General features: G+C 60.9%; 19 protein-coding genes. 10 read left to right on the top strand and 9 right to left on the bottom strand.

The features are described from left to right. Position 1: 1 nt before the first annotated feature. The 8 genes from NK667_RS21920 to NK667_RS21885 form a co-directional block, all read right to left on the bottom strand. Positions 2-1,486, bottom strand: coding sequence for an APC family permease (locus NK667_RS21920; protein WP_054616037.1), 1,485 nt, complete (start codon positions 1,484-1,486; stop codon positions 2-4). Positions 1,487-1,715: 229 nt separating this feature from the next. Further along, positions 1,716-3,140, bottom strand: coding sequence for a gamma-aminobutyraldehyde dehydrogenase (locus NK667_RS21915; protein ID WP_054047304.1), 1,425 nt, complete (start codon positions 3,138-3,140; stop codon positions 1,716-1,718). 168 nt (positions 3,141-3,308) lie between these two features. Next, a complete protein-coding gene (locus tag NK667_RS21910; protein ID WP_054047303.1) occupies positions 3,309-4,118 on the bottom strand; it encodes an ABC transporter permease in 810 nt (269 codons plus the stop codon). Next, entirely contained in the window at positions 4,108-5,055 is a 948-nt protein-coding gene (locus NK667_RS21905; RefSeq protein WP_054047302.1) for an ABC transporter permease, read from the bottom strand. Before NK667_RS21905 ends, NK667_RS21910 begins: the two co-directional genes overlap by 11 nt. 1 nt (position 5,056) lies before the next feature. Next, on the bottom strand, positions 5,057-6,094 hold the full coding sequence (locus NK667_RS21900; RefSeq protein ID WP_054616036.1) for an ABC transporter ATP-binding protein: 1,038 nt from the start codon (positions 6,092-6,094) through the stop codon (positions 5,057-5,059). Positions 6,095-6,283: 189 nt separating this feature from the next. Next, positions 6,284-7,435 (bottom strand): putative ABC transporter substrate-binding protein YdcS, encoded by a 1,152-nt coding sequence (ydcS, locus tag NK667_RS21895; protein ID WP_054616035.1) that lies wholly within the window; start codon positions 7,433-7,435, stop codon positions 6,284-6,286. Positions 7,436-7,517: 82 nt separating this feature from the next. Next, on the bottom strand, positions 7,518-8,975 hold the full coding sequence (locus tag NK667_RS21890; RefSeq protein ID WP_054616034.1) for a gamma-aminobutyraldehyde dehydrogenase: 1,458 nt from the start codon (positions 8,973-8,975) through the stop codon (positions 7,518-7,520). A 132-nt stretch (positions 8,976-9,107) separates the two neighbouring features. Then, on the bottom strand, positions 9,108-10,022 hold the full coding sequence (locus NK667_RS21885) for a LysR family transcriptional regulator (protein WP_054047295.1): 915 nt from the start codon (positions 10,020-10,022) through the stop codon (positions 9,108-9,110). A gap of 188 nt (positions 10,023-10,210) precedes the next feature. Between NK667_RS21885 and NK667_RS21880 the strand changes: the two genes are divergently transcribed. From NK667_RS21880 to NK667_RS21845, 8 genes are all read left to right on the top strand, one after another. Continuing rightward, the gene (locus NK667_RS21880; protein ID WP_054616033.1) at positions 10,211-10,933 is read left to right on the top strand and encodes a tellurite resistance TerB family protein; all 723 of its coding nucleotides are present in this window, start codon (positions 10,211-10,213) and stop codon (positions 10,931-10,933) included. Positions 10,934-11,376: 443 nt separating this feature from the next. Beyond that, the gene (locus tag NK667_RS21875) at positions 11,377-12,999 is read left to right on the top strand and encodes a methyl-accepting chemotaxis protein (protein ID WP_054047290.1); all 1,623 of its coding nucleotides are present in this window, start codon (positions 11,377-11,379) and stop codon (positions 12,997-12,999) included. Continuing rightward, entirely contained in the window at positions 12,999-13,529 is a 531-nt protein-coding gene (locus NK667_RS21870) for a chemotaxis protein CheW (RefSeq protein WP_054616031.1), read from the top strand. Before NK667_RS21875 ends, NK667_RS21870 begins: the two co-directional genes overlap by 1 nt. Then, positions 13,526-14,800: a CheR family methyltransferase gene (locus NK667_RS21865; protein ID WP_054616030.1), complete on the top strand. Its 1,275-nt coding sequence runs from the start codon at positions 13,526-13,528 to the stop codon at positions 14,798-14,800. The genes NK667_RS21870 and NK667_RS21865 overlap by 4 nt, the downstream gene beginning before the upstream one ends. After that, a complete protein-coding gene (locus NK667_RS21860) occupies positions 14,797-15,480 on the top strand; it encodes a chemotaxis protein CheW (RefSeq protein ID WP_054047284.1) in 684 nt (227 codons plus the stop codon). Before NK667_RS21865 ends, NK667_RS21860 begins: the two co-directional genes overlap by 4 nt. Continuing rightward, a complete protein-coding gene (locus NK667_RS21855) occupies positions 15,477-17,768 on the top strand; it encodes a hybrid sensor histidine kinase/response regulator (RefSeq protein WP_054616029.1) in 2,292 nt (763 codons plus the stop codon). The genes NK667_RS21860 and NK667_RS21855 overlap by 4 nt, the downstream gene beginning before the upstream one ends. After that, the gene (gene cheB, locus NK667_RS21850) at positions 17,765-18,775 is read left to right on the top strand and encodes a chemotaxis response regulator protein-glutamate methylesterase (protein WP_054616028.1); all 1,011 of its coding nucleotides are present in this window, start codon (positions 17,765-17,767) and stop codon (positions 18,773-18,775) included. Before NK667_RS21855 ends, cheB begins: the two co-directional genes overlap by 4 nt. 48 nt (positions 18,776-18,823) lie before the next feature. Beyond that, complete coding sequence (locus NK667_RS21845; RefSeq protein WP_054616027.1) at positions 18,824-19,825, top strand: response regulator; 1,002 nt, start codon at positions 18,824-18,826, stop codon at positions 19,823-19,825. Positions 19,826-19,957: 132 nt separating this feature from the next. Here the strand turns inward: NK667_RS21845 and NK667_RS21840 are convergent, their stop codons facing one another. After that, positions 19,958-20,239 carry a LysR substrate-binding domain-containing protein gene (locus NK667_RS21840; protein WP_054047275.1) on the bottom strand — a complete coding sequence of 94 codons (282 nt, stop codon included), beginning with the start codon at positions 20,237-20,239 and terminating at the stop codon, positions 19,958-19,960. 302 nt (positions 20,240-20,541) lie between these two features. Between NK667_RS21840 and NK667_RS21835 the strand changes: the two genes are divergently transcribed. Together NK667_RS21835 and NK667_RS21830 are read left to right on the top strand one after the other, a co-directional pair. Continuing rightward, entirely contained in the window at positions 20,542-21,006 is a 465-nt protein-coding gene (locus NK667_RS21835; RefSeq protein ID WP_054047274.1) for a mobile mystery protein A, read from the top strand. Further along, a complete protein-coding gene (locus NK667_RS21830) occupies positions 20,985-21,584 on the top strand; it encodes a mobile mystery protein B (protein WP_236708613.1) in 600 nt (199 codons plus the stop codon). The genes NK667_RS21835 and NK667_RS21830 overlap by 22 nt, the downstream gene beginning before the upstream one ends. Positions 21,585-21,640: the final 56 nt, after the last annotated feature.

Below are 21,640 nucleotides of genomic sequence, written 5' to 3'. Positions count from 1 at the left end.
TTTACCGACTAACCTTCCAAGCATCCCCCGCAGGCGCAGTCCCGTGGTCGTACGGCTTGGCAATCAACATGTAGATCAGCCCCAACCCGATCACAATCGCCGTGCTCAGCACCATCGCATAGTTGATGTACCAAGCCGCATCCGGCGTACGCGGCCAGGCCATGTTGATGATCGCGCCGACGCCATACACCAGCGCGCCGATGTTCACCGGCAAACCCCATGCACCCAGGGTGAATTTGCCGCTCGGTTTCCAGCCTTTCATCCGTGCATACAGCGCCGCGAGGACGATCATCTGGAATGCCAGGTAAATCCCTATGGCCGCGAAGCTGACGATGGTCGCCACGGCATCTTGCAGGAAGAATCCGAGCGCGATGATCAACGCCGGCAGGACACCCGACACAAACAGCGCCGCAACCGGCACTTGAGTCGTAGGGGAAATCTTCTTCAGCAGTGCGCTGCCGATGACCATTTCATCCCGGGCGTAGGAATACAGCAGGCGACTGGCCGCCGCTTGTAAGCTGATGACGCAGGAGATGAAGGAAATCATCACCACGCCCATCACCACTTTCGAACCCACCGGCCCGAAGGCGTTGTTGAGGATGGTGGTGACCGGGTCTTTGTCGGTGCCGTTGATCACGGCTTGCATGTCGGGCACGGCGAGGATCAGTGCCAGGCAAGCGAACATCGCCGAGATGCCGCCGATGTAGATGGTCATGCGCATGGCAATCGGGATTTGCTTGCTCGGGTTCGGGGTTTCTTCGGCGACGTCGCCGCAGGCTTCGAAGCCGTAGTACAGGAACATCCCGGCCAGTGACGCGGTGAGGAAGGCTGGCAGGTACGAGCCGTCGATGCTGATGTCGAAGGTGTTGAACAACACGCTGATCGGTTGATGACGCTCGAAGATCAGCAAGTAGACGCCGACGATCACTGCGCCGATCAGTTCGCAAAGGAAGCCGAACATGGCGATCCGCGCCAGCACTTTGGTACCGCTGAGGTTGACCAGTGTGGCGAACAACGTCAGGAACAGCGCGATGACGATGTTGGTGTTGTTGCTCGGTTCAAAACCCATCATCGCGGCGAGGTACGGACCGGCACCGACCGCAACGGCGGCGATGGTCACGCAAAGGGCGATGGAGTAGATCCAGCCGACCATCCACGCCCATTTTTTGCCGACCAAGCGGCGCGCCCACGGGTAGACGCCGCCGGAGATCGGGAATTGCGAAACCACTTCGCCGAAGATCAGGCACACCAGCAACTGGCCGCAACCGACCAGCAGATAGGCCCAGAACATCGGTGGCCCGCCGGCGGCGAGGCACAGGCCGAACAGGGTATAAACCCCTACGACCGGCGAGAGATAAGTGAAGCCCAGGGCGAAGTTTTCCCACAGGCTCATGCTGCGGTTGAAGTTCGAGGTGTAGCCCAGTTTGCGCAGTTGTTCGGCATCGCTGTCGGCAACGGCGGGGGAGAGTTCGGGTGATGTACTCATGGTCTGTCAGCTCCGGAAAATCGGCAGATTTCGGATGTCCGAAACCGTGGCGGGGCTGTCAGGCGCCGCCCGGGTCGGTGGTTATTGTTTTGGTTTGTCTGGGGTTGAGCCTGGTGGTGCTGGGTGCCGGTTTCTTCCTTGAGGTTGCGGTGAGGCCTTCGCGGGCAAGCCTCGCTCCTACAGGGGGAATGCATTCCAAATGTGGGAGCGAGGCTTGCCCGCGAAGCTGTTAATGCTTGAACATCACATGCCGCACGACGGTGTAGTCCTCCAGCCCGTACATGGACATGTCCTTCCCGTACCCGGACAATTTCTGACCGCCGTGGGGCATTTCGCTGACCAGCATGAAATGCGTGTTCACCCAGGTGCAGCCGTACTGCAAGCGCGCGGCCAGACGATGGGCGCGACCGACGTCCGAGGTCCAGACCGACGACGCCAGGCCGTAGTCCGAATCGTTGGCCCAGCCCAGTACCTGCGCTTCATCGTTGAACTTGGTCACGGAAACTACCGGCCCGAACACTTCGCGACGCACGATTTCGTCGTCCTGTTGCGCGTCGGCCAACACCGTCGGTTCAAAGAAGAAACCATTGCCTTCCACAGCCTTGCCGCCCGTGACCAATCGGATGTGCGATTGCGCCACGGCGCGCTCGACAAACCCGGCCACGCGGTCGCGATGTTGTGCGGTGATCAGCGGCCCCAACTCGGTCGCCGGATCATCCTGCAAGCCGTACTTGATGCTGCTGACCGCCGCACCGAGTTTCTCGACGAATTTCTCGTAGATGCCTGCTTGCGCGTAGATGCGGCAAGCAGCGGTGCAATCCTGCCCGGCGTTGTAGAAACCGAAAGTACGAATGCCTTCCACGGCAGCGTCGATGTCGGCGTCGTCGAAGATGATTACCGGAGCTTTGCCTCCCAGTTCCATGTGCATGCGTTTGACGCTGTCGGCCGTGCTGGAAATGATGTTGGCGCCGGTGGCGATGGAGCCGGTCAGCGAGACCATGCGCACTTTCGGGTGCGTGACCAGCGGACTGCCAACCGTAGGACCGCGACCGAACACCAGATTGAGCACGCCCGCCGGGAAAATATCCGACGCCAGTTCCACCAGACGCAACGCGGTCAGCGGGGTTTGTTCCGACGGCTTGAGCACCACGGTATTACCGGCGGCGAGGGCCGGGGCGATTTTCCAGGCGACCATCATCAGCGGGTAGTTCCACGGCGCGATGGAGGCGATCACGCCCACCGGGTCGCGACGGATCATCGAGGTGTGGCCGGCCAGGTATTCACCGCCCGCTGAACCGCTCATGCAACGGCTGGCGCCGGCGAAGAAACGGAACACGTCGGCTATCGCCGGGATCTCGTCGTTCAGCGCGGCGCTGTAGGGTTTGCCGCAGTTATCCGACTCCAGTTTGGCCAGCTCTTCGCCGTGGGCTTCGATGGCATCGGCGAGTTTGAGCAGCAGCAGCGAGCGTTCTTTCGGCGGGGTCTGCGACCAGGCTTCGAAGGCGTTGTCGGCGGCGCGTACGGCGGCATCGACCTGGGCTTCGCTGGCTTCGTTGATTTCTACCAGTACGCGGCCGAGCGCCGGGTTGAACACCGGTTGGGCGGGGCCGTCGCCGTCGATCAGTTGGCCGTTGATCAAGAGTTTGGTTTGCATGACGTGTCCTCATCGAAACTATTGTTTTTGTCGGCTATGGAATTCGGTCCCCTGTGGGAGCGGGCTTGCTCGCGAAAGCGGTGTGTCAGGCAACATCAATGTTGGATGTGATGGCCTCTTCGCGAGCAAGCCCGCTCCCACAGGTAATAGTCGTTGTCAGTGATTGATCTATTTCCCGCCACTCCCCGCCACACTCTCGCCACCCCGGGTCAGGTAATACGCACCCAGGATCGGCAGCATGGTCACCATCATCACGAGCATCGCGACGACGTTGGTCACCGGCACGTCCCGTGGGCGGCTGAGCTGGTTAAGCAACCACAGCGGCAGGGTGCGTTCGTGGCCGGCGGTGAAAGTGGTGACGATGATTTCGTCGAACGACAGCGCAAACGCGAGCATGCCGCCGGCCAGCAACGCCGAGCCGAGGTTCGGCAGGACGATGTAGCGAAAGGTCTGCCAGCCGTCGGCGCCGAGGTCCATCGAGGCTTCGATCAGGCTGTGGGAGGTGCGGCGCAAGCGGGCGATGACGTTGTTGTAGACGATCACCACGCAGAAGGTCGCGTGGCCGACGATGATGGTGAACATCCCCGGCTCGATCCCCAACGTCTTGAACGTCGCCAATAGCGCGATCCCGGTGATGATCCCCGGCAACGCAATCGGCAGGATCAGCATCAGCGAGATGCCTTGCTTGCCGAAGAACTCCCGGCGGTACAACGCCGCCGAAGCGAGGGTGCCGAGGACCATCGCGATCAGCGTCGCGATGGCGGCGATTTCTGCCGACAGCTTGATCGCTTCCAGCACGTCGGGCCGCGAAAACGCCACGCTGAACCACTTCAGGGTGAAGCCCTTCGGCGGGAAGCTGAACGCCGCGTCTTCGGTGTTGAAGGCGTAGAGGAAGATGATCAGGATCGGGAAGTGCAAAAATACCAACCCGCCCCAGGCTGCGATGCGCAAGCCAATAGATGCTTTCTCAGAGTGCATCGAAGGCCCCCAGTCGTTTGACGATGGTCAGGTAAACGGCGATCAACACAATCGGCACCAGCGTGAAGGCGGCGGCCATCGGCATATTGCCAATCGCACCCTGCTGCGCATAAACCATGCTGCCGACGAAGTACCCTGGCGGGCCCACCAGTTGCGGCACGATGAAGTCGCCCAGGGTTAGCGAGAAAGTGAAGATCGAACCGGCGGCAATGCCCGGAATCGACAGCGGCAGAATCACCTGCATAAAGGTCTGGCGCGGCTTGGCTCCGAGGTCCGCAGAGGCTTGCAGCAAAGAGGGTGGCAGGCGTTCCAGCGAGGCCTGGATCGGCAAAATCATGAACGGCAGCCAGATGTAGACGAACACCATGAAACGCCCCAGGTGCGAGGTCGACAAAGTGCTGCCGCCGACGCCGGGAATACCGAGGATGAATTGCAGAATCGGTTCCAGGCCCAAGTGCTGAACGAACCACTGCGCCACCCCGCCCTTGGCCAGCAGCAAGGTCCAGGCGTAGGCCTTGACGATGTAACTGGCCCACATTGGCAACATCACCGCAATGTAGAAAAACGCCTTGGTCTTGCCGGTGGTGTAGCGCGCCATGTAGTAGGCAATCGGGAACGCGACGATGGCGCTGGCAATCGACACCACAATCGCCATGCTCAGCGTGCGCAGGATGATGTCGAAGTTCGACGGCTGGAACAGTGCGGCGAAATTCGCCAAGGTCAGGTCAGGGGTGACCGCCATGGTGAAGTCGTCGAAGGTGTAGAAACCCTGCCACAACAGCACCAACAACGAGCCGAGATAGATAGCGCCGAACCACAGCAGCGGCGGCACCAGCAGCAACGCCAGGTAAAAGTTCGGCCGGCGATACAGCAGGTTGGAAAACCGCCGCAACGGCGAGCCGTTGGCCGGGGTTTGTGAGATTGCCAAGGTGTTCATCTCACACCCCGCCGACGATATTGTCGTGCAGCGGAATCATCGCTTCGCGAGCCCAGCGTGCGTTGATGCGCTGCCCGGTCTGGTGTTGGGCGCTGGTGTCCAGCCACTGCACGTTGGCCTGGCTGATGTTCAGGGTCTGGCCATTTTCCAGTGTCACTTCATAGCGAGTGGCGCTGCCCTGGTACTGGATGTCGTGGAGCAAGCCGCTGACTTCGATCTCATGACTGGCCAGCGGACCTTCGGCAAAACGCACGTGTTCCGGGCGAATCGAAAACGGCTGCGGATTGCCGCTCAACTGCTTGGCCAGATCGCCGCGAATCACGTTGGACGTGCCGACGAATTCCGCCACGAACGTGGTCGCCGGTTTCATGTAGAGATTGCGTGGGGTGTCGACCTGTTCGATGCGTCCCTTGTTGAATACGGCCACGCGGTCGGACATCGACAGTGCTTCGGTCTGGTCGTGGGTGACGAAAATGAAGGTGATGCCGAGCTGGCGTTGCAGCTTTTTCAATTCGCTTTGCATCTGTTCGCGCAGCTTCAGATCCAGCGCGCCGAGAGGTTCGTCGAGCAGCAACACTCGCGGACGATTGACCAAGGCGCGGGCCAGGGCCACACGCTGGCGCTGGCCGCCGGACAGTTGCACCGGTTTGCGCTCGCCGTAGCCACCGAGGGCGACCATGTCGAGGGCTTCTTCGGCGCGCTTGTGGCGTTCAGCCTTGCCGACGCCTTTGACTTTCAAACCGTAGGCGACGTTGTCGCGAACGTTCATGTGCGGGAACAGCGCGTAATCCTGGAACACGGTGTTCACGTCACGCTGATACGGCGGCAGCCCGGCGGCTTCTTCGCCGTGAATGCGGATCGAGCCTGCGCTCGGTTGTTCGAACCCGGCGATCAGGCGCAGGCACGTGGTTTTGCCCGAGCCGGAAGGGCCAAGCATGGAAAAGAACTCGCCGTCCTGGATATCGATGGAAACCCGGTCAACGGCCTTCACTTCGCCGAACTGCCGGGAAACGTTGGTGAACTGGACTGCAAGCGTCATGGTGCGGAACTCCGAAAAGGCAAAGGTCGTCGCGGCGACCCCTGCCTGGACTCTGAAAATCTGAATCGTGGTGAAGATCCGTAGCAGCTGCCGAGGTACGAGGCTGCGTCGGGCTGCGCAGCGGCCCCCGGGGCGGTCCTGCGGACACGCAACGCAGCCTCGTGCCTCGGCAGCTGCTACACAGGGGGTTTATCTGCCGCCCATGATCGCGATGTAATCCTGGGTCCAGCGGCTGTACGGCACGAACTTGCCGCCTTCAGCCTGCGGGGTTTTCCAGAAAGCGATCTTCTCGAACTGGTCGAAACCGTTGGTCTTGCAACCCTCGGCGCCGAGCAATTCGCTGCCGGTGCACGCTGCCGGCACCGCTGGCAACGAACCGAACCACGCCGCTACGTCACCCTGGACTTTTGGTTGCAGCGACCAATCCATCCATTTGTAAGCGCAGTTCGGGTGCTTGGCTTCGGCGTGCAACATGGTCGTATCCGCCCACCCGGTAGCGCCTTCTTTCGGGATGGTCGAGGCGATCGGCTGTTTCTCGTTGATCAGGCCGTTGACCTGATACGGCCAGGCGCTTGACGCGACCACGCCTTCGTTCTTGAAGTCACTCATCTGCACGGTGGTGTCGTGCCAGTAGCGGTGAATCAACGGCTGCTGGGCGCGCAACAGATCGAGCACCGCTTTGTACTGCGCTTCGGTCAATTGATACGGGTCTTTGATGCCCAGCTCAGGCTTGGTGGTTTTCAAGTACAGCGCCGCGTCGGCGATGTAGATCGGGCCGTCATACGCCTGCACGCGACCCTTGTTGGCCTTGCCGTCCGGCAGGTTTTGCGCGTCGAACACCACGCCCCAACTGGTCGGCGCGGTCTTGAACACGTTGGTGTTGTACATCAGCACGTTCGGGCCCCACTGATACGGGGTGCCGTAAGTCTGCTTGTTGACCACGTACCACGGCGCATCCTTGAGGCGTGGGTCGAGGCCCTTCCAGTTCGGGATCAACGCAGTGTTGATCGGCTGCACCCGTTTGCCGACGATCAAGCGCAACGAGGCATCGCCCGACGCGGTGACCAGGTCGTACCCGCCCTTGGCCATCAGGCTGACCATCTCATCGGAGGTGGCGGCGGTTTTCACATTGACCTTGCAGCCGGTTTCCTTCTCGAAACCGGTGACCCAGTCGTAGGCCTTGTCGCTCTCGCCACGTTCGATGTAGCCGGGCCAGGCCACGATATCCAGCTGACCTTCGCCGGCGCCGACGGCTTTCAGCGGTTCGGCGGCCTGGATACTGGCACTGGCGAGCAATGCAGTGGTGATTGCACTGAGCAGTGCGGTCTTGTGCACGAACATGGGGATTCCCTCTTCTTTAATTATGGTCGGGGCAGTTGTGAACGTGGTGAAGCGTGCCGTGAGCGGCTTGTTATTAGCGTAGTCAGAGATGCTGGCCGTGGCGGGCCATGATGTGCCGCACCACGCTGTAGTCCTGAAGCGAATCGCTGGATAAGTCTTTGCCGTAGCCCGAACGCTTCAGGCCGCCATGGGGCATTTCGCTGACCAGCATGAAATGGCTGTTGATCCAAGTGCAGCCGTACTGTAAGCGCGCCGCGACCTGCATGGCTTTGTCGAGGTTCTGGGTCCAGACCGACGAGGCGAGGCCGTATTCCGAATCGTTGGCCCAGTCCACGGCTTGTTCGAGTTCATCGAAACGGGTGACGGTGACCACCGGTCCGAACACTTCGCGCTGGACGATTTCATCGCTCTGTTTGCAACCGGCGAGCAGGGTTGGCTGGTAATAGAAGCCGGCGCCGGAATGCACCGCCGCGCCAGTGACGCGTTCGATGTGTGGCTGGCCGAGGGCACGTTCGACGAAACTGGCCACGCGGTCGCGCTGACGGGTGCTGATCAGCGGGCCGATCTCGTTGTCGGCATCACGTTTACCGGCGAAACGCAGGCTGCTGACCGCTGCGCCCAATTCCGCCACCAAACGGTCATGAATCCCGGCCTGTGCATAAATCCGGCAGGCGGCGGTGCAGTCCTGGCCGGCGTTGTAATAACCGTAAGTGCGCACGCCTTCGACCACCGCTTGAATGTCCGCGTCGTTGCAGACAATCACCGGAGCCTTGCCGCCGAGTTCGAGGTGAGTGCGCTTCAGGGTTTTCGCCGCGGCTTGCAAGATTTTTTGCCCGGTGACGATATCGCCGGTCAACGAGACCATGCGGACTTTCGGGTGGCTGACCAAATGGCTGCCAACGCCTTCACCGCCGCCACAGACAATGTTGATCACACCGCGCGGCAGGATTTCCGCCAACGCTGGCGCCAGGGCCAGGATCGACAGCGGCGTGTGCTCGGACGGTTTGAATACCAAGGTGTTGCCGGCGGCGAGGGCTGGGGCGATTTTCCACGCGGCCATCATGATCGGGTAGTTCCATGGCGCGATGGACGCCACGACGCCGATCGGATCGCGCCGCACCATGCTGGTGTAGCCCGGCAGGTATTCACCGCTGAGCTGGCCAGTCTGGCAACGCACGGCGCCAGCAAAGAAACGAAACACATCGACCGTCGCGCTCAAATCATCCTGACGGGCCAAGTGCAACGGCTTGCCACAGTTCAGGGATTCGAGGCGGGCGAGCAGGTCGGCGTTTTTTTCGATGGCGTTGGCGATGTCCAGCAACAGGTTGGAGCGTTGCTGCGGCGTGGTCCGCGACCAACTGGCAAAGGCGCGGTGGGCGGCGAGGATCGCGGCTTCGACTTGCTCGGTGCTGGCTTCGGCGATGTGCGTCAGCACTTCCCCGGTGGCCGGGTTGAGGATCGGCTCGACAAAGCCCTGGCCCGCGACCAATTCGCCATCGATCAACAACGCGGTGAACAACGGGGTCTGCGCGCCAGCCATTTTTCGGGTTCTCTTTTCTTGTGTGGCCATGGTGCTCCCAGTGACTGGGGCCCGGCCGTCTTATAAAGATGTCACAAGACTAGTGCGCGGGCCCGAGGTCGACAAATTCTTAATACTGAAGGTGGCGTTCGATTAAATAGATGGCTTGCGCCCGCCGTGAGGCTGCTCACGCGCGACGGTCAGGAACGGATCGACCAGAGCCGGTCGCGCGGTGCCACGGCGCCAGGCCAGGCCGACGTCGAGGGTCTGGCTGAGGTCGGCGATGGGCCGGGCTTCGATGATGTCGCCCTCCAGTGACCAGGGGCGGTAGGTCATGTCGGGCTGGATCGACACGCCCAACCCCGCCGCGACCAGGCTTCGCACGGCCTCCGTGGATGCGGTCCTCAACGTGATGCGCGGTTGCAACGAGGCCGCCGACCACATGCGCTGGGCGTTGCGGTCCATTTCATCGACGTTGAGCTGGATCAGCGGCTCTCGCGTCACGTCGGCAAGGTTAATGCTGTCGTGTTCCAGCAACGGATGCTGGGCCGGTAGCCACAAGCGGTGGGGCGAATGGGTCAGGACTTCGGTCTGCAAGGCGTGGCGATCTTCGAGGTTGGAGAGGATCAGCACGCCGACATCGATCTCGCCGCTGACCAGCAAATGCTCGATGTAGGGCCGTTCGTCCTCCATCACCCGAATCTCGACGTTGGGATAAGCGCGCTGGAACCGGGTAAGCAAATCCGCCAGGTAATAACCGGCGACGAGGCTGGTCACGCCGATGATCAACTGCCCGGCAACCTGGTCGGTGCTTTGTTGCAGGCTGCGTTTGGCGTTATCGACCGTGGCGAGAATCAGGTGTGCCTGACGTAGGAATTGATGACCTTGGTGCGTCAGCGTCATGCCTTTGGCATGTCGGTTAAACAAGCTGACACCGATTTCCTGCTCCAACTGCTGGATCGCCAAAGTCAGGGTGGATTGGGAAATGAACGCGGTTTGCGCGGCGGCGGAGATCGAGCCTGTCTCGGCCACAGCGATGAAATGACGGATCTGACGCAGGGTCATCATGGGGAAAGTACCCGGTGGGCGGTTTTTATAGATTCGTTCGAGTGTATATCTTTTTAATCGATGGCCCAGTTGGGCGCCTCGGCGAGCGAGCAACATCTGGAAGCACTCTCGCGGGCAAGTTGCGGGCACTTTCGATCTAGGCTGGTGGCCTGAATGATCCGGTTACCCCGAATTCGTGGAGGCAACAAATGAACACCCGTGGATTGCTCGATCAACTACTCAAGTCCGGCCAGGACCTGTTGCAGAACAAGACTGGCGGCAATCAGAACAAGGCTTCCGGCGGCGGGCTGGGCGGTTTGCTCGGCGGCAGCGGTGGCTCGGGTGGCCTCGGGGGTTTGCTTTCGGGTGCCGGTGGCGGGGCGTTGGCGGCTGGCGCGATGGGGCTGCTGATCGGTAACAAGAAGGTGCGCAAGGTGGGCGGCAAGGTCGCGATCTATGGCGGTCTCGCGGCATTGGGCGTGATTGCCTATAAGGCTTACGGCAACTGGCAGGCCCAGCAGGGCTCGACACCGAAGAACGAGCCTCAAACCGTCGACCGCGTTCCAGCCGCTCAGGTTGAACAGCACAGCCAGGCGATTCTCAAGGCACTGGTCGCCGCAGCCAAAGCCGATGGCCACGTCGATGAGCGCGAGCGCGCGTTGATCGAAGGCGAATTCACCAAACTCGATAACGACCAGGAACTGCAGCACTGGCTGCACGCCGAACTCAACAAACCCCTGGACCCGACCGACGTCGCCCGCGCCGCCAGCACCCCGGAAATGGCCGCCGAAATGTACATCGCCAGCGTGATGCTGGTGGACGAGGAGAACTTCATGGAGAAGTCCTACCTCGATGAACTGGCTCGGCAGTTGAAGCTGGAGCCGGGGTTGAAGGTTGAGCTGGAGAAGCAGGTGCAGCAGGCTTCGATGTAAACCCTTAAGCAGCCTTCGCGGGCAAGCCTCGCTCCTACAGGTCATTGTTCGCACACACCACAAAGCTGTAGGAGCGAGGCTTGTCCGCGAAAGCGTCGTGGCAGGCAAAACATCTGTTGCTGAACCACCGCCTTCGCGAGCAAGCCCGCTCCCACAGGAGATCTACAGCGAATACAAGATTGGTATTCACCGCGATCAACTGTAGGAGCGAGCCTGCTCGCGAAAGCATTTTCAGCTGCACCGCATCATCCAATGGCCAATCCACCGCCCCTTTCTGCCAAATCACCACTGGCAAGCATCCCCCTATCTAGCGGAAAGTCCCATTCCAGAGCACGTCCCGGCAATTTACACGTGGGACGGCGGGCGACGCGCATCCGTCTTATAAATGAAACACCGCCCTCAGCTATACTCCGCAGCATTTGAAAATGGCCCGAGGACTTACTGTGAAGAACTGGACGTTGCGCCAACGCATCTTGGCGAGCTTTGCGGTCATTATTGCCATCATGCTGTTGATGGTGGTGGTCTCGTATTCCCGGCTGCTGAAGATTGAAGAAAGCGAACAAAGCGTGCGTGACGACGCACTGCCCGGGGTCTATTACAGTTCGACTATTCGTGGCGCCTGGGTCGACAGTTTTCTGCAGACCCAGGAAATGCTGGGCTTGAAGGAAGGGCAGGGCATCAGTGCCGAAGACGCTGCCGAGTTCAAAAGCTTCGAGGTGCGCGTCCAGGAAGCGATGGCCAGCTATCGCAGCACGGTGACCACCGAAGAAGACAAGGTCGAATTCGCCTCCTTCGAAAAACTCCATGAGCAATACGGCACGATCCTCGCGGCTGTACTCGACTTGCATAAGCGCAATCAGGAACCCGAGGCCATCAAGTTGTTCAACGAACAACTGACCCCAGCCTGGACCGCCGGGCGCATGAAGCTCAATGACATCCTGCGCGAAAACAAAGCCGTGGCTGACCAGGATATGGTCAACATCGATAACGCCGTGGTCACCGCGAAGGTCATCATGGGCGTGTCCCTGCTGATCGCGGTGCTGGCCGCCGGCCTCTGTGGCCTGTTGCTGATGCGGGCGATCATGGCGCCGATGAATCGCATCGTGCAGATCCTCGAAATCATGCGCACCGGCGACCTCAGCAGCCGCCTGAACCTTGAGCGCAAGGACGAATTCAACGCCGTGGAAACCGGCTTCAACGACATGATGACCGAGCTCACCGCCCTGGTGTCCCAGGCCCAGCGCTCGTCGGTGCAGGTCACGACGTCGGTGACGGAAATCGCCGCGACCTCCAAGCAACAACAAGCCACTGCGACCGAAACCGCCGCCACCACCACGGAAATCGGCGCGACTTCCCGTGAAATCGCCGCCACGTCCCGTGACCTGGTGCGCACCATGACCGAAGTCTCCACCGCCGCCGATCAGGCCTCGGTGCTGGCCGGTTCCGGGCAGCAAGGCCTGGCGCGTATGGAAGACACCATGCATTCGGTGATGGGCGCGGCGGATCTGGTCAACGCCAAACTGGCGATCCTCAACGAGAAGGCCGGCAACATCAACCAGGTGGTGGTGACCATCGTCAAAGTCGCCGACCAGACCAACCTGCTGTCGCTGAACGCTGCGATCGAGGCCGAGAAGGCCGGTGAATACGGTCGCGGCTTCGCCGTGGTCGCCACCGAAGTTCGGCGTCTGGCGGACCAGACTGCCGTCGCGACTTACGACATCGAGCAAATGGTCCGTGAGATTCAGTCGGCGGTGTCGGCCGGGGTCATGGGCATGGACAAGTTCTCCGAAGAAGTGCGTCGCGGCATGTCCGAAGTGCAGCAGGTCGGCGAGCAACTGTCGCAGATCATCCATCAGGTCCAGGCGCTGGCGCCACGGGTGTTGATGGTCAACGAAGGCATGCAGGCCCAGGCCACCGGCGCTGAACAGATCAACCACGCGCTGGTGCAGTTGGGCGATGCCAGCAGCCAGACCGTCGAGTCCTTGCGTCAGGCCAGTTTCGCCATCGACGAACTGAGTCAGGTGGCGGTCGGGCTGCGCAGCGGCGTCTCGCGATTCAAAGTCTGATGAGCGAGCTCACGGCTAAACGCAGTGCCGTGACAGCGGCCAGGCTTGCGCTGTTCCTGGTGTTTCGCATCGGCAACGAGCGGTATGCCCTGCAAGCCGTCGAAGTGGCGGAAGTGCTGCCGCGCCTGCCGTTGAAACCGATTGCCCGGGCCCCTGAGTGGGTTGCCGGGGTATTCGCCTATCGCGGCGCCGTGGTGCCGGTGATCGACCTCAGCGCGCTGACCTTTGGCCAACCGGCCCAGGCCCGGACCAGCACGCGTCTGGTGCTGGTGCACTATCGCCCGGATGAGGCAACGCCGACACAGTTGCTCGGGCTGATTTTGGAACAGGCCACCGACACCGTGCGCTGCAACCCGGCGGATTTTCAGCCCTATGGCCTGGACAATCGCCAGGCACCGTACCTCGGTCCGGTACGCAAGGATGCCCAGGGTTTACTGCAATGGGTACGCGTCGCCGATCTGCTCGATGAGCAAGTGCGTGCGTTGCTGTTCCCGGCGCAGCCCCTGGATCTGCTTAAGGAGCCTTCATGAGCAGCGACCAGCGATTTTTCGATTTCCTCAAGGATCGTATCGGCCTCGACGTCGCCTCGGTTGGCCCGGCCATCATCGAGCGCGCGGTGCGTCAGCGCACCACGGCGTCCCAGGCGCTGACCGCCGATGAGTACTGGCACACCTTGCAAGGCTCGCGGGATGAACAGCAGGCGCTGATCGAAGCGGTGATCGTCCCGGAAACCTGGTTTTTCCGTTACCCGGAATCCTTCGCGACCCTGGCGAAACTGGCGACTAAGCGCTTGGCCGACATCAACAACATGCGCGCCCTGCGGATTCTCAGCCTGCCGTGTTCCACCGGCGAAGAACCGTATTCCATCGCCATGGCCTTGCTGGACGCGGGGCTTAAGCCCCATCAATTCAAAGTCGAAGGCATGGACGTCAGCCCGCTCTCGGTGGAGAAAGCCAAGCGCGCGCTGTACGGCAAGAACTCCTTTCGCGGGCAGGACATCGAATTTCGTGACCGGCATTTCAGTGCTGAAGAGGACGGCTATCGGCTCAATGAGCGGGTGCTGGAACAAGTGCGTTTGCAGGTCGCCAATCTGCTCGATCCGGCCTTGCTGGCCAACGAGCCGGCCTACGACTTCGTGTTCTGCCGCAACCTGCTGATCTATTTCGACCAGCCGACCCAGCAACAAGTCTTCGAAGTGCTCAAGCGCCTGACCCACGTTGACGGCGTGCTGTTTATCGGTCCGGCCGAGGGCAGTTTGCTTGGGCGTTTGGGCATGCGTTCGATCGGCATCCCGCAGTCGTTTGCCTTCAGCCGCCAAAGCGCGCCGGAGCCGGAGCCTTATCCAACGACGTTCGTGCCGACCCCGCTGCCGGTGCGCCAACCGGTGCGCAGCGTGGCCCCGCCGCCGGTACGCAATCGTCCGTTCTCCACCGTTGTGCCGTTGCCGAACAGCTTGAAAACCGCTAACCCCGACGCCGCCACGCTGCTGGCGAACATCGCCGCGCTGGCCAACGAGGGCAAGAGTGCCGAAGCCCGCGCCGCGTGTGAAAGTTATCTGCGTAGCCACGAACCGGTGGCCCAAGTGTTTTATTGGCTGGGGCTGCTCAGCGATGTCGCCGGCCGCGCACTTGAGGCCCAAGGGTTTTATCGCAAGGCGTTGTACCTCGAACCGCAACACCCTGACGCGTTGATGCACCTGGCGGCTTTGCTGCAATCCCAGGGCGACACGGCGGGCGCCAGACGATTGCAGGAACGCGCCGCTCGTAGCGAGCGCGCCGCTGACAGTGAGCGTAAACGATGATCGTCTCCGATTCCTTGAGTGTCACCCGCGAAGATGCCCAGGCCATCGACGACTGCTGGAACCGCATCGGTATCCACGGTGACAAGTCCTGCCCGCTGCTTGTCGAGCATATTCATTGCCGCAATTGCGCGGTGTATTCGGCGGCCGCCACCCGTTTGCTTGATCGCTACGCCTTGCAGCAGGAAGATCGCGAGCAGGTGGCGACGGTGGTCGAAACCGACGTCAAGACCCGCTCGCTGCTGATGTTCCGCCTCGGCGAAGAATGGCTGGGGCTGGCCACTCGCAGTCTGGTGGAAGTGGCGCCGCTGCAAACCATTCACTCCTTGCCGCACCAGCGCTCCCGGGCCTTGCTCGGCGTGGCGAATGTGCGTGGTGCGTTGGTGGCGTGCCTGTCGCTGGTTGAGTTGCTGGGGCTCGACACCACCAACAATGCGGCATCGGGTGCGCGGGTAATGCCGCGCATGTTGATCATCGCGGCACGGGGCGGGCCAGTGGTGGTGCCGGTGGACGAAGTCGACGGGATTCACGCCATTGACGAGCGCATCCTCGAGGCGGCATCGCAATCCGGCGCCCAGGCCAGCGCCAAGTACACCCGTGGCGTATTGCAATTCAAAGATCGCAGCCTGCGTTGGCTGGATGAAGAACAGTTGTTGTCCGCCGTGACCCGGAGCCTCACATGACCCCCGAGCAAATGCGCGACTCGTCTTTGCTGGAGCTGTTCAGTCTGGAAGCCGAGGCCCAGACCCAAGTGCTGAGCGCCGGTCTGCTGGCCCTTGAGCGCGATCCGACTCAGGCCGATCACCTGGAATCGTGCATGCGCGCGGCGCACTCGCTCAAAGGCGCGGCGCGGATTGTTGGCGTGGATGCCGGGGTCAGCGTGGCCCATGTCATGGAAGATTGCCTGGTCAGCGCCCAGGAAGGGCGGCTGTATCTGCGCCCGGAACACATCGACGCCTTGCTGCAAGGCACTGATCTGCTGATGCGCATCGCCACGCCGAACAACGCACCGTCGGCGGTGGAAATCGACGCCTATGTGGCGCTGATGGGGCGCTTGCTCGACCCGATGGCCCTGGCGCCGCCAATCAGCACGCCGATCGCACCGTTCATGGACGAGCAGCAGTTGCAGCCGCCAGCGATCGAAGTGCCGATTCCGGTCATCGAGTCGCCAGCGATTGCTCCGGCTGAACCGCCGCGCAAGACCAAACGCACCACCGAAAACGGTGAGCGGGTGCTGCGGGTCACTGCCGAGCGACTGAACAGCCTGCTTGATCTGTCGAGCAAATCCCTGGTGGAAACCCTGCGGCTCAAACCGCACCTGGCCACCATGCAACGGCTCAAACGCACGCAGAGCAATGGCCTGCGTGCCCTGGAAAACCTCAACGTCCATCTCAAGGATATGACGTTGAGCCTGGAAGCCCAGGAATCGCTGGACGATGCCCGTCGGTTGTTGGCGGAAGCCCAGCAATTGCTGGTGGAAAAGAACGCCGAACTGGATGAATTCGCCTGGCACGCCAGTCAGCGTGCGCAGGTGCTGTACGACACGGCACTGGCCTGCCGCATGCGGCCGTTTGCCGATGTGCTGACCGGCCAGGTGCGGATGGTCCGCGATCTAGGCCGTGACCTCGGCAAACAGGTGCGCCTGGAGATCGAAGGGGAAAAGACCCAGGTTGACCGCGACGTGCTGGAAAAACTCGAAGCGCCGCTGACCCACCTGCTGCGCAACGCCGTGGACCATGGCATTGAAACCCCGGAGCAACGGCTGCTGGCTGGCAAACCGGCGGAAGGCCTGATCCGCTTGCGTGCGTCCCATCAGGCCGGTCTGCTGGTGCTGGAACTCAGCGATGACGGCAATGGCGTCGATCTGGAGAAGGTCCGCCGCAGCATCATCGAGCGCCAATTGTCCCCAGCAGAAACCGCAGCGCAGTTGAGCGAGGAAGAACTGCTGACGTTCTTGTTCCTGCCCGGTTTCAGCCTGCGGGACAAGGTCACCGAAGTTTCCGGGCGCGGCGTGGGCCTCGATGCGGTTCAGCACATGGTTCGCCAGTTGCGCGGCGCGGTGGTGCTGGAGCAGACGGCGGGCGAGGGCAGTCGTTTCCATCTGGAAGTGCCGCTGACCCTGTCGGTGGTGCGCAGCCTGGTGGTGGAAGTCGGCGACGAGGCTTACGCCTTCCCGTTGGCGCACATCGAGCGCATGTGCGACCTGGAACCGGACGACATCGTCCAGCTCGAAGGCCGCCAGCACTTTTGGCACGAAGGCCGGCATGTCGGGCTGGTCGCGGCCAGTCAGTTGTTGCAGCGTCCGGCGAGCCAGAACAGCCCGCAGACCCTCAAGGTTGTGGTGATTCGCGAGCGCGATGCGATCTACGGCGTGGCGGTTGAGCGCTTTATTGGTGAGCGGACCTTGGTCGTATTGCCGCTGGATGAGCGGCTGGGCAAGATTCAGGACATTTCCGCCGGCGCCTTGCTCGACGATGGTTCGGTGGTGTTGATCGTCGACGTCGAAGACATGCTGCGTTCAGTGGACAAACTGCTCAACACCGGGCGTCTGGAACGCATTGCCCGCCACAGCAACCAGGCCACGGAAGCAGCGCGCAAGCGGATTCTGGTGGTGGACGATTCCCTGACCGTGCGCGAGTTGCAGCGCAAGTTGCTGCTCAATCGCGGCTACGACGTGGCCGTCGCGGTGGACGGTATGGATGGCTGGAACGCTCTGCGTTCGGAGGATTTTGATCTGCTGATCACCGACATCGACATGCCGCGCATGGACGGCATCGAACTGGTGTCTTTATTGCGCCGGGACAATCGCCTGCAATCGCTGCCGGTTATGGTGGTGTCCTATAAAGACCGAGAAGAAGACCGTCGTCGTGGACTGGACGCCGGAGCCGACTATTATCTAGCCAAAGCCAGTTTTCATGACGACGCCCTGCTTGATGCGGTGGTTGAGCTCATCGGAGGAGCGCGGGCATGAAAATCGCAATCGTCAACGACATGCCCATGGCGGTAGAGGCCCTGCGCCGCGCCTTGGCATTCGAACCGGCGCATCAGGTGATCTGGGTCGCCAGCAATGGCGCCGAGGCGGTGCAACGTTGCGCCGAGAATATCCCGGACCTGATCCTGATGGACTTGATCATGCCGGTGATGGATGGCGTGGAGGCGACCCGGCGGATCATGGCCGAAACCCCGTGCGCCATCGTGATCGTCACCGTCGACCGCCAGCAGAACGTGCACCGAGTGTTCGAAGCCATGGGCCACGGCGCGCTGGATGTGGTCGATACGCCGGCGATCGGGGCCGGCAATCCGGTGGAAGCGGCGGCGCCGTTGCTGCGCAAAATCATGAACATCGGCTGGCTGATCGGCGACAAGGGCAACCGCGTGCGATCAGCGCCGAGCACGCTGCGCAGTTCCGGCTCCCGACAAAAACTGGTGGCCATCGGTTCGTCCGCGGGCGGGCCGGCGGCGCTGGAAGTGTTGCTCAAAGGTCTGCCGCAGGATTTTTCGGCGGCCATCGTGCTGGTGCAGCACGTGGACCAAGTGTTCGCCGCCGGCATGGCCGAGTGGCTCAGCAGCGCCAGCGGCCTCGATGTTCGCCTGGCGCTGGAGGGTGAACCGCCCCAGGCTGGCACGGTGTTGCTGGCCGGCACCAACCACCATATTCGCTTGTTGAAAAACGGGACGCTGGCCTACACAGCCGAACCGGTCAACGAGATTTACCGGCCCTCCATCGATGTGTTTTTCGAGAGCGTGGCCAGTTACTGGAACGGCGATGCCGTTGGCGTTTTGCTGACCGGCATGGGGCGCGACGGGGCGCAGGGGCTTAAACTCATGCGCCAACAGGGCTACCTGACCATCGCTCAGGACCAGAACAGCAGTGCGGTGTACGGCATGCCGAAAGCGGCTGCGGCCATCGATGCCGCCGTAGAAATTCGCCCACTGGAAAAGATAGCGCCACGATTGCTGGAGATATTCCCTAAATGAAGACTTTTCACAGCAATCCTGGCCCAGGCAGTACTCAGGTGACCGCACATGAATGACTTACAGCTCGACGACTTCAAGACCGATGAAAACGCCGCCATGGTGTTGCTGGTGGACGATCAGGCGATGATCGGCGAGGCGGTTCGGCGCGGTCTGGCGAACCAGGAGAACATCGACTTCCACTTCTGCGCCGACCCGCACCAGGCCATTGCCCAGGCGATCCGGATCAAGCCGACGGTGATCCTCCAGGACCTGGTAATGCCCGGTCTCGACGGCTTGAGCCTGGTGCGCGAATACCGCAACCATCCGGCGACCAAGGACATTCCGATCATTGTCCTGTCGACCAAGGAAGACCCGCTGATCAAAAGCGCGGCCTTCGCGGCCGGGGCCAACGATTACCTGGTGAAACTGCCGGACAACATCGAGCTGGTGGCGCGCATCCGCTATCACTCGCGCTCCTACATGACCTTGTTGCAACGGGATGCGGCTTATCGGGCGTTGCGGGTCAGCCAGCAGCAGTTGCTCGACACCAACCTGGTGTTGCAACGCCTGATGAACTCCGACGGCCTGACCGGCCTGTCGAACCGCCGGCACTTCGATGAATACCTGGAACTGGAGTGGCGCCGTTCGCTGCGCGACCAGACTCAACTGTCATTGCTGATGATCGACGTGGATTACTTCAAATCCTACAACGACAGCTTCGGCCACCTCGAAGGCGACGAGGCCCTGCGCAAAGTCGCCACGGCCATTCGCGACGCCAGTGCCCGTCCTTCTGATCTGCCTGCGCGTTACGGCGGCGAAGAGTTTGCCCTGGTGCTGCCGAATACCTCGCCAGGCGGCGCGCGACTGGTGGCGGAGAAACTGCGCCAGACCGTGGCAGCGTTGAAGATTCCGCATGTGTTCCCGGCTGAGGGTTCGAATCTGACAATCAGTATTGGCCTGTCGACGATTACCCCGCAGGCGGGCAGTGATTGCCGGCAATTGATCTCGGCGGCGGATAAAGGGCTTTATCTGGCGAAGAATAATGGGCGCAATCAGGTGGGGATTGAGTAGCGGCTTGCTCTGATTCTAATTGTGGGAGCGGGCTTGCTCGCGAAGGGGCCCTGTCAGTCAACCCTGATGTTGAATGACACTCCGCCTTCGCGAGCAAGCCCGCTCCCACAGGGTTTTGTGTTCACTTGAAATTTATCGAGCCATCCGCGCCTCAGCCAGCAACCAATCCCGAAACGCCGCAATCCTCGGCTTCGCCGCACACTCCGGTCGATACACCACGTAATACGCCAGATCAATCGGACAAGTCAGGTCGCCAAACGGCCGCACCAGTCGCCCCGCCGCCAGATCATCGCGCACCATCTCGCTACGGCCCAGCGCCACGCCCTGGCTGTCGATAGCCGCTTGCAGCACCGCTGCCGAGTTGTTGATACGCAGGCCAATGCTCGGCCTCGATCGCAGGAAAACCAGCCGCATCAAGCCAGGTCCGCCAGGTCGGAAATCCGCTGTTCTGTTCCAGGGTCAGGTCGTGGAGCAGGGTAAAGCGGGCCAAGTCCCCTGGGCTCCGGTAACTGACCGCGTAATGTCAGTCAGTTGAAATTGACTGAAGGGCGGCTGTTAGTCTATAGGCATACTTTTTATTGTTTTATGTAAGCCTATAGGTATACATTTAATTTTATTTTGTATGCTTATAGGCGTTCAGAAATATTCAGAATAAAAGCCTATAGGCTTACAAATGCCTCTTGAGTGATAGTTTAAGTTCATGACAAAGGTGACCCATGCGTAATTCCGCGCTCAACAAACTGCGCCTGACCCAGGTAGACAGAGCTATCGAACCTTATTTACCCGCAAAGGGAAAAATACCGCCTCCTGGAGGCTGGTTGCGCTCGATTCGGGAGGCATTGGGCAGGACGGTGCGAGGGCAGGCTGCTCTTGTCGGTGTGGCGCCCGCTACATTGCAAAAGTCCGAACAATCAGAAGCGGATGATCGAATTACCCTCGGACAACTGAGGAAGCTCGCCAACGGTCTGGATTGCGAACTGGTTTACGCATTGATACCGAAGAAACCCTTGCATGACATGGTCGAAGAGCGCGCTGAATGGCTAGCCAGAAAAGAAATCATGGGGGTTTCACACATGATGGCCCTTGAAGACCAACGTCCGTCCGACTCATTTGTCGAGCGCAAGGTGAGTGAACGTCGCCAGGAATTACTCGCTGGAGCGTGGTCTCGACTGTGGCGGTAGAGCTAGAACTCAAACCCGGCCAGACGCCACTGGACCCGGACGAAATTGCGGGCCTCAAGCCAAGACATATCAGTACCCAAGGCGAGCTTGACGAGTGGGAAGCGGAAAACATACTCAAGGCAAGGCAATGGCTGAATCGTCAGAAAAGCCTCGACGTGCTCAACGAGGGGTTTTGCCGTGACCTTCACAAAAGGATGTTCAGCGATACGTGGCGCTGGGCTGGGACATTTCGCAGGACTGAGAAAAACATTGGCTGCGAACCGATCCAGATCGCGATCAAGCTCAATCACCTTTTAGGAAACGTGGCGTACTGGATAGAACACAAGGTATTTTCGTTCGATGAAATAGCTGTTCGATTTCATCGTGAGTTGGTGTGGATACATGCCTTTCCGAACGGCAATGGCCGTCATGCCCGGTACATGACAGATGCCTTGCTAACGCAGTGCGGCTGCCCTGAGTTTTCTTGGGGTAGTGGCAATCTGGTTTCGATGTGTGAGGTGCGTGATCGTTATATCAAGTCCCTGCGGGAAGCCGATAAGGGCGATTACGTTGCGCTTCTGGCTTTTGCGCGCAGCTAAAGCCGCCAGGCGGGCTGCCGTGACAGCTTGATTACGTTATACTCGCCGGCTTTCAA

Origin of the sequence: Pseudomonas nunensis, assembly GCF_024296925.1 — a bacterium.
In the GTDB taxonomy this organism is placed as follows: Bacteria; Pseudomonadota; Gammaproteobacteria; order Pseudomonadales; family Pseudomonadaceae; genus Aquipseudomonas; species Aquipseudomonas nunensis.
Note: the sequence above shows the minus strand (reverse complement) of the source record. Positions and strands in the feature narration are given on the sequence as shown.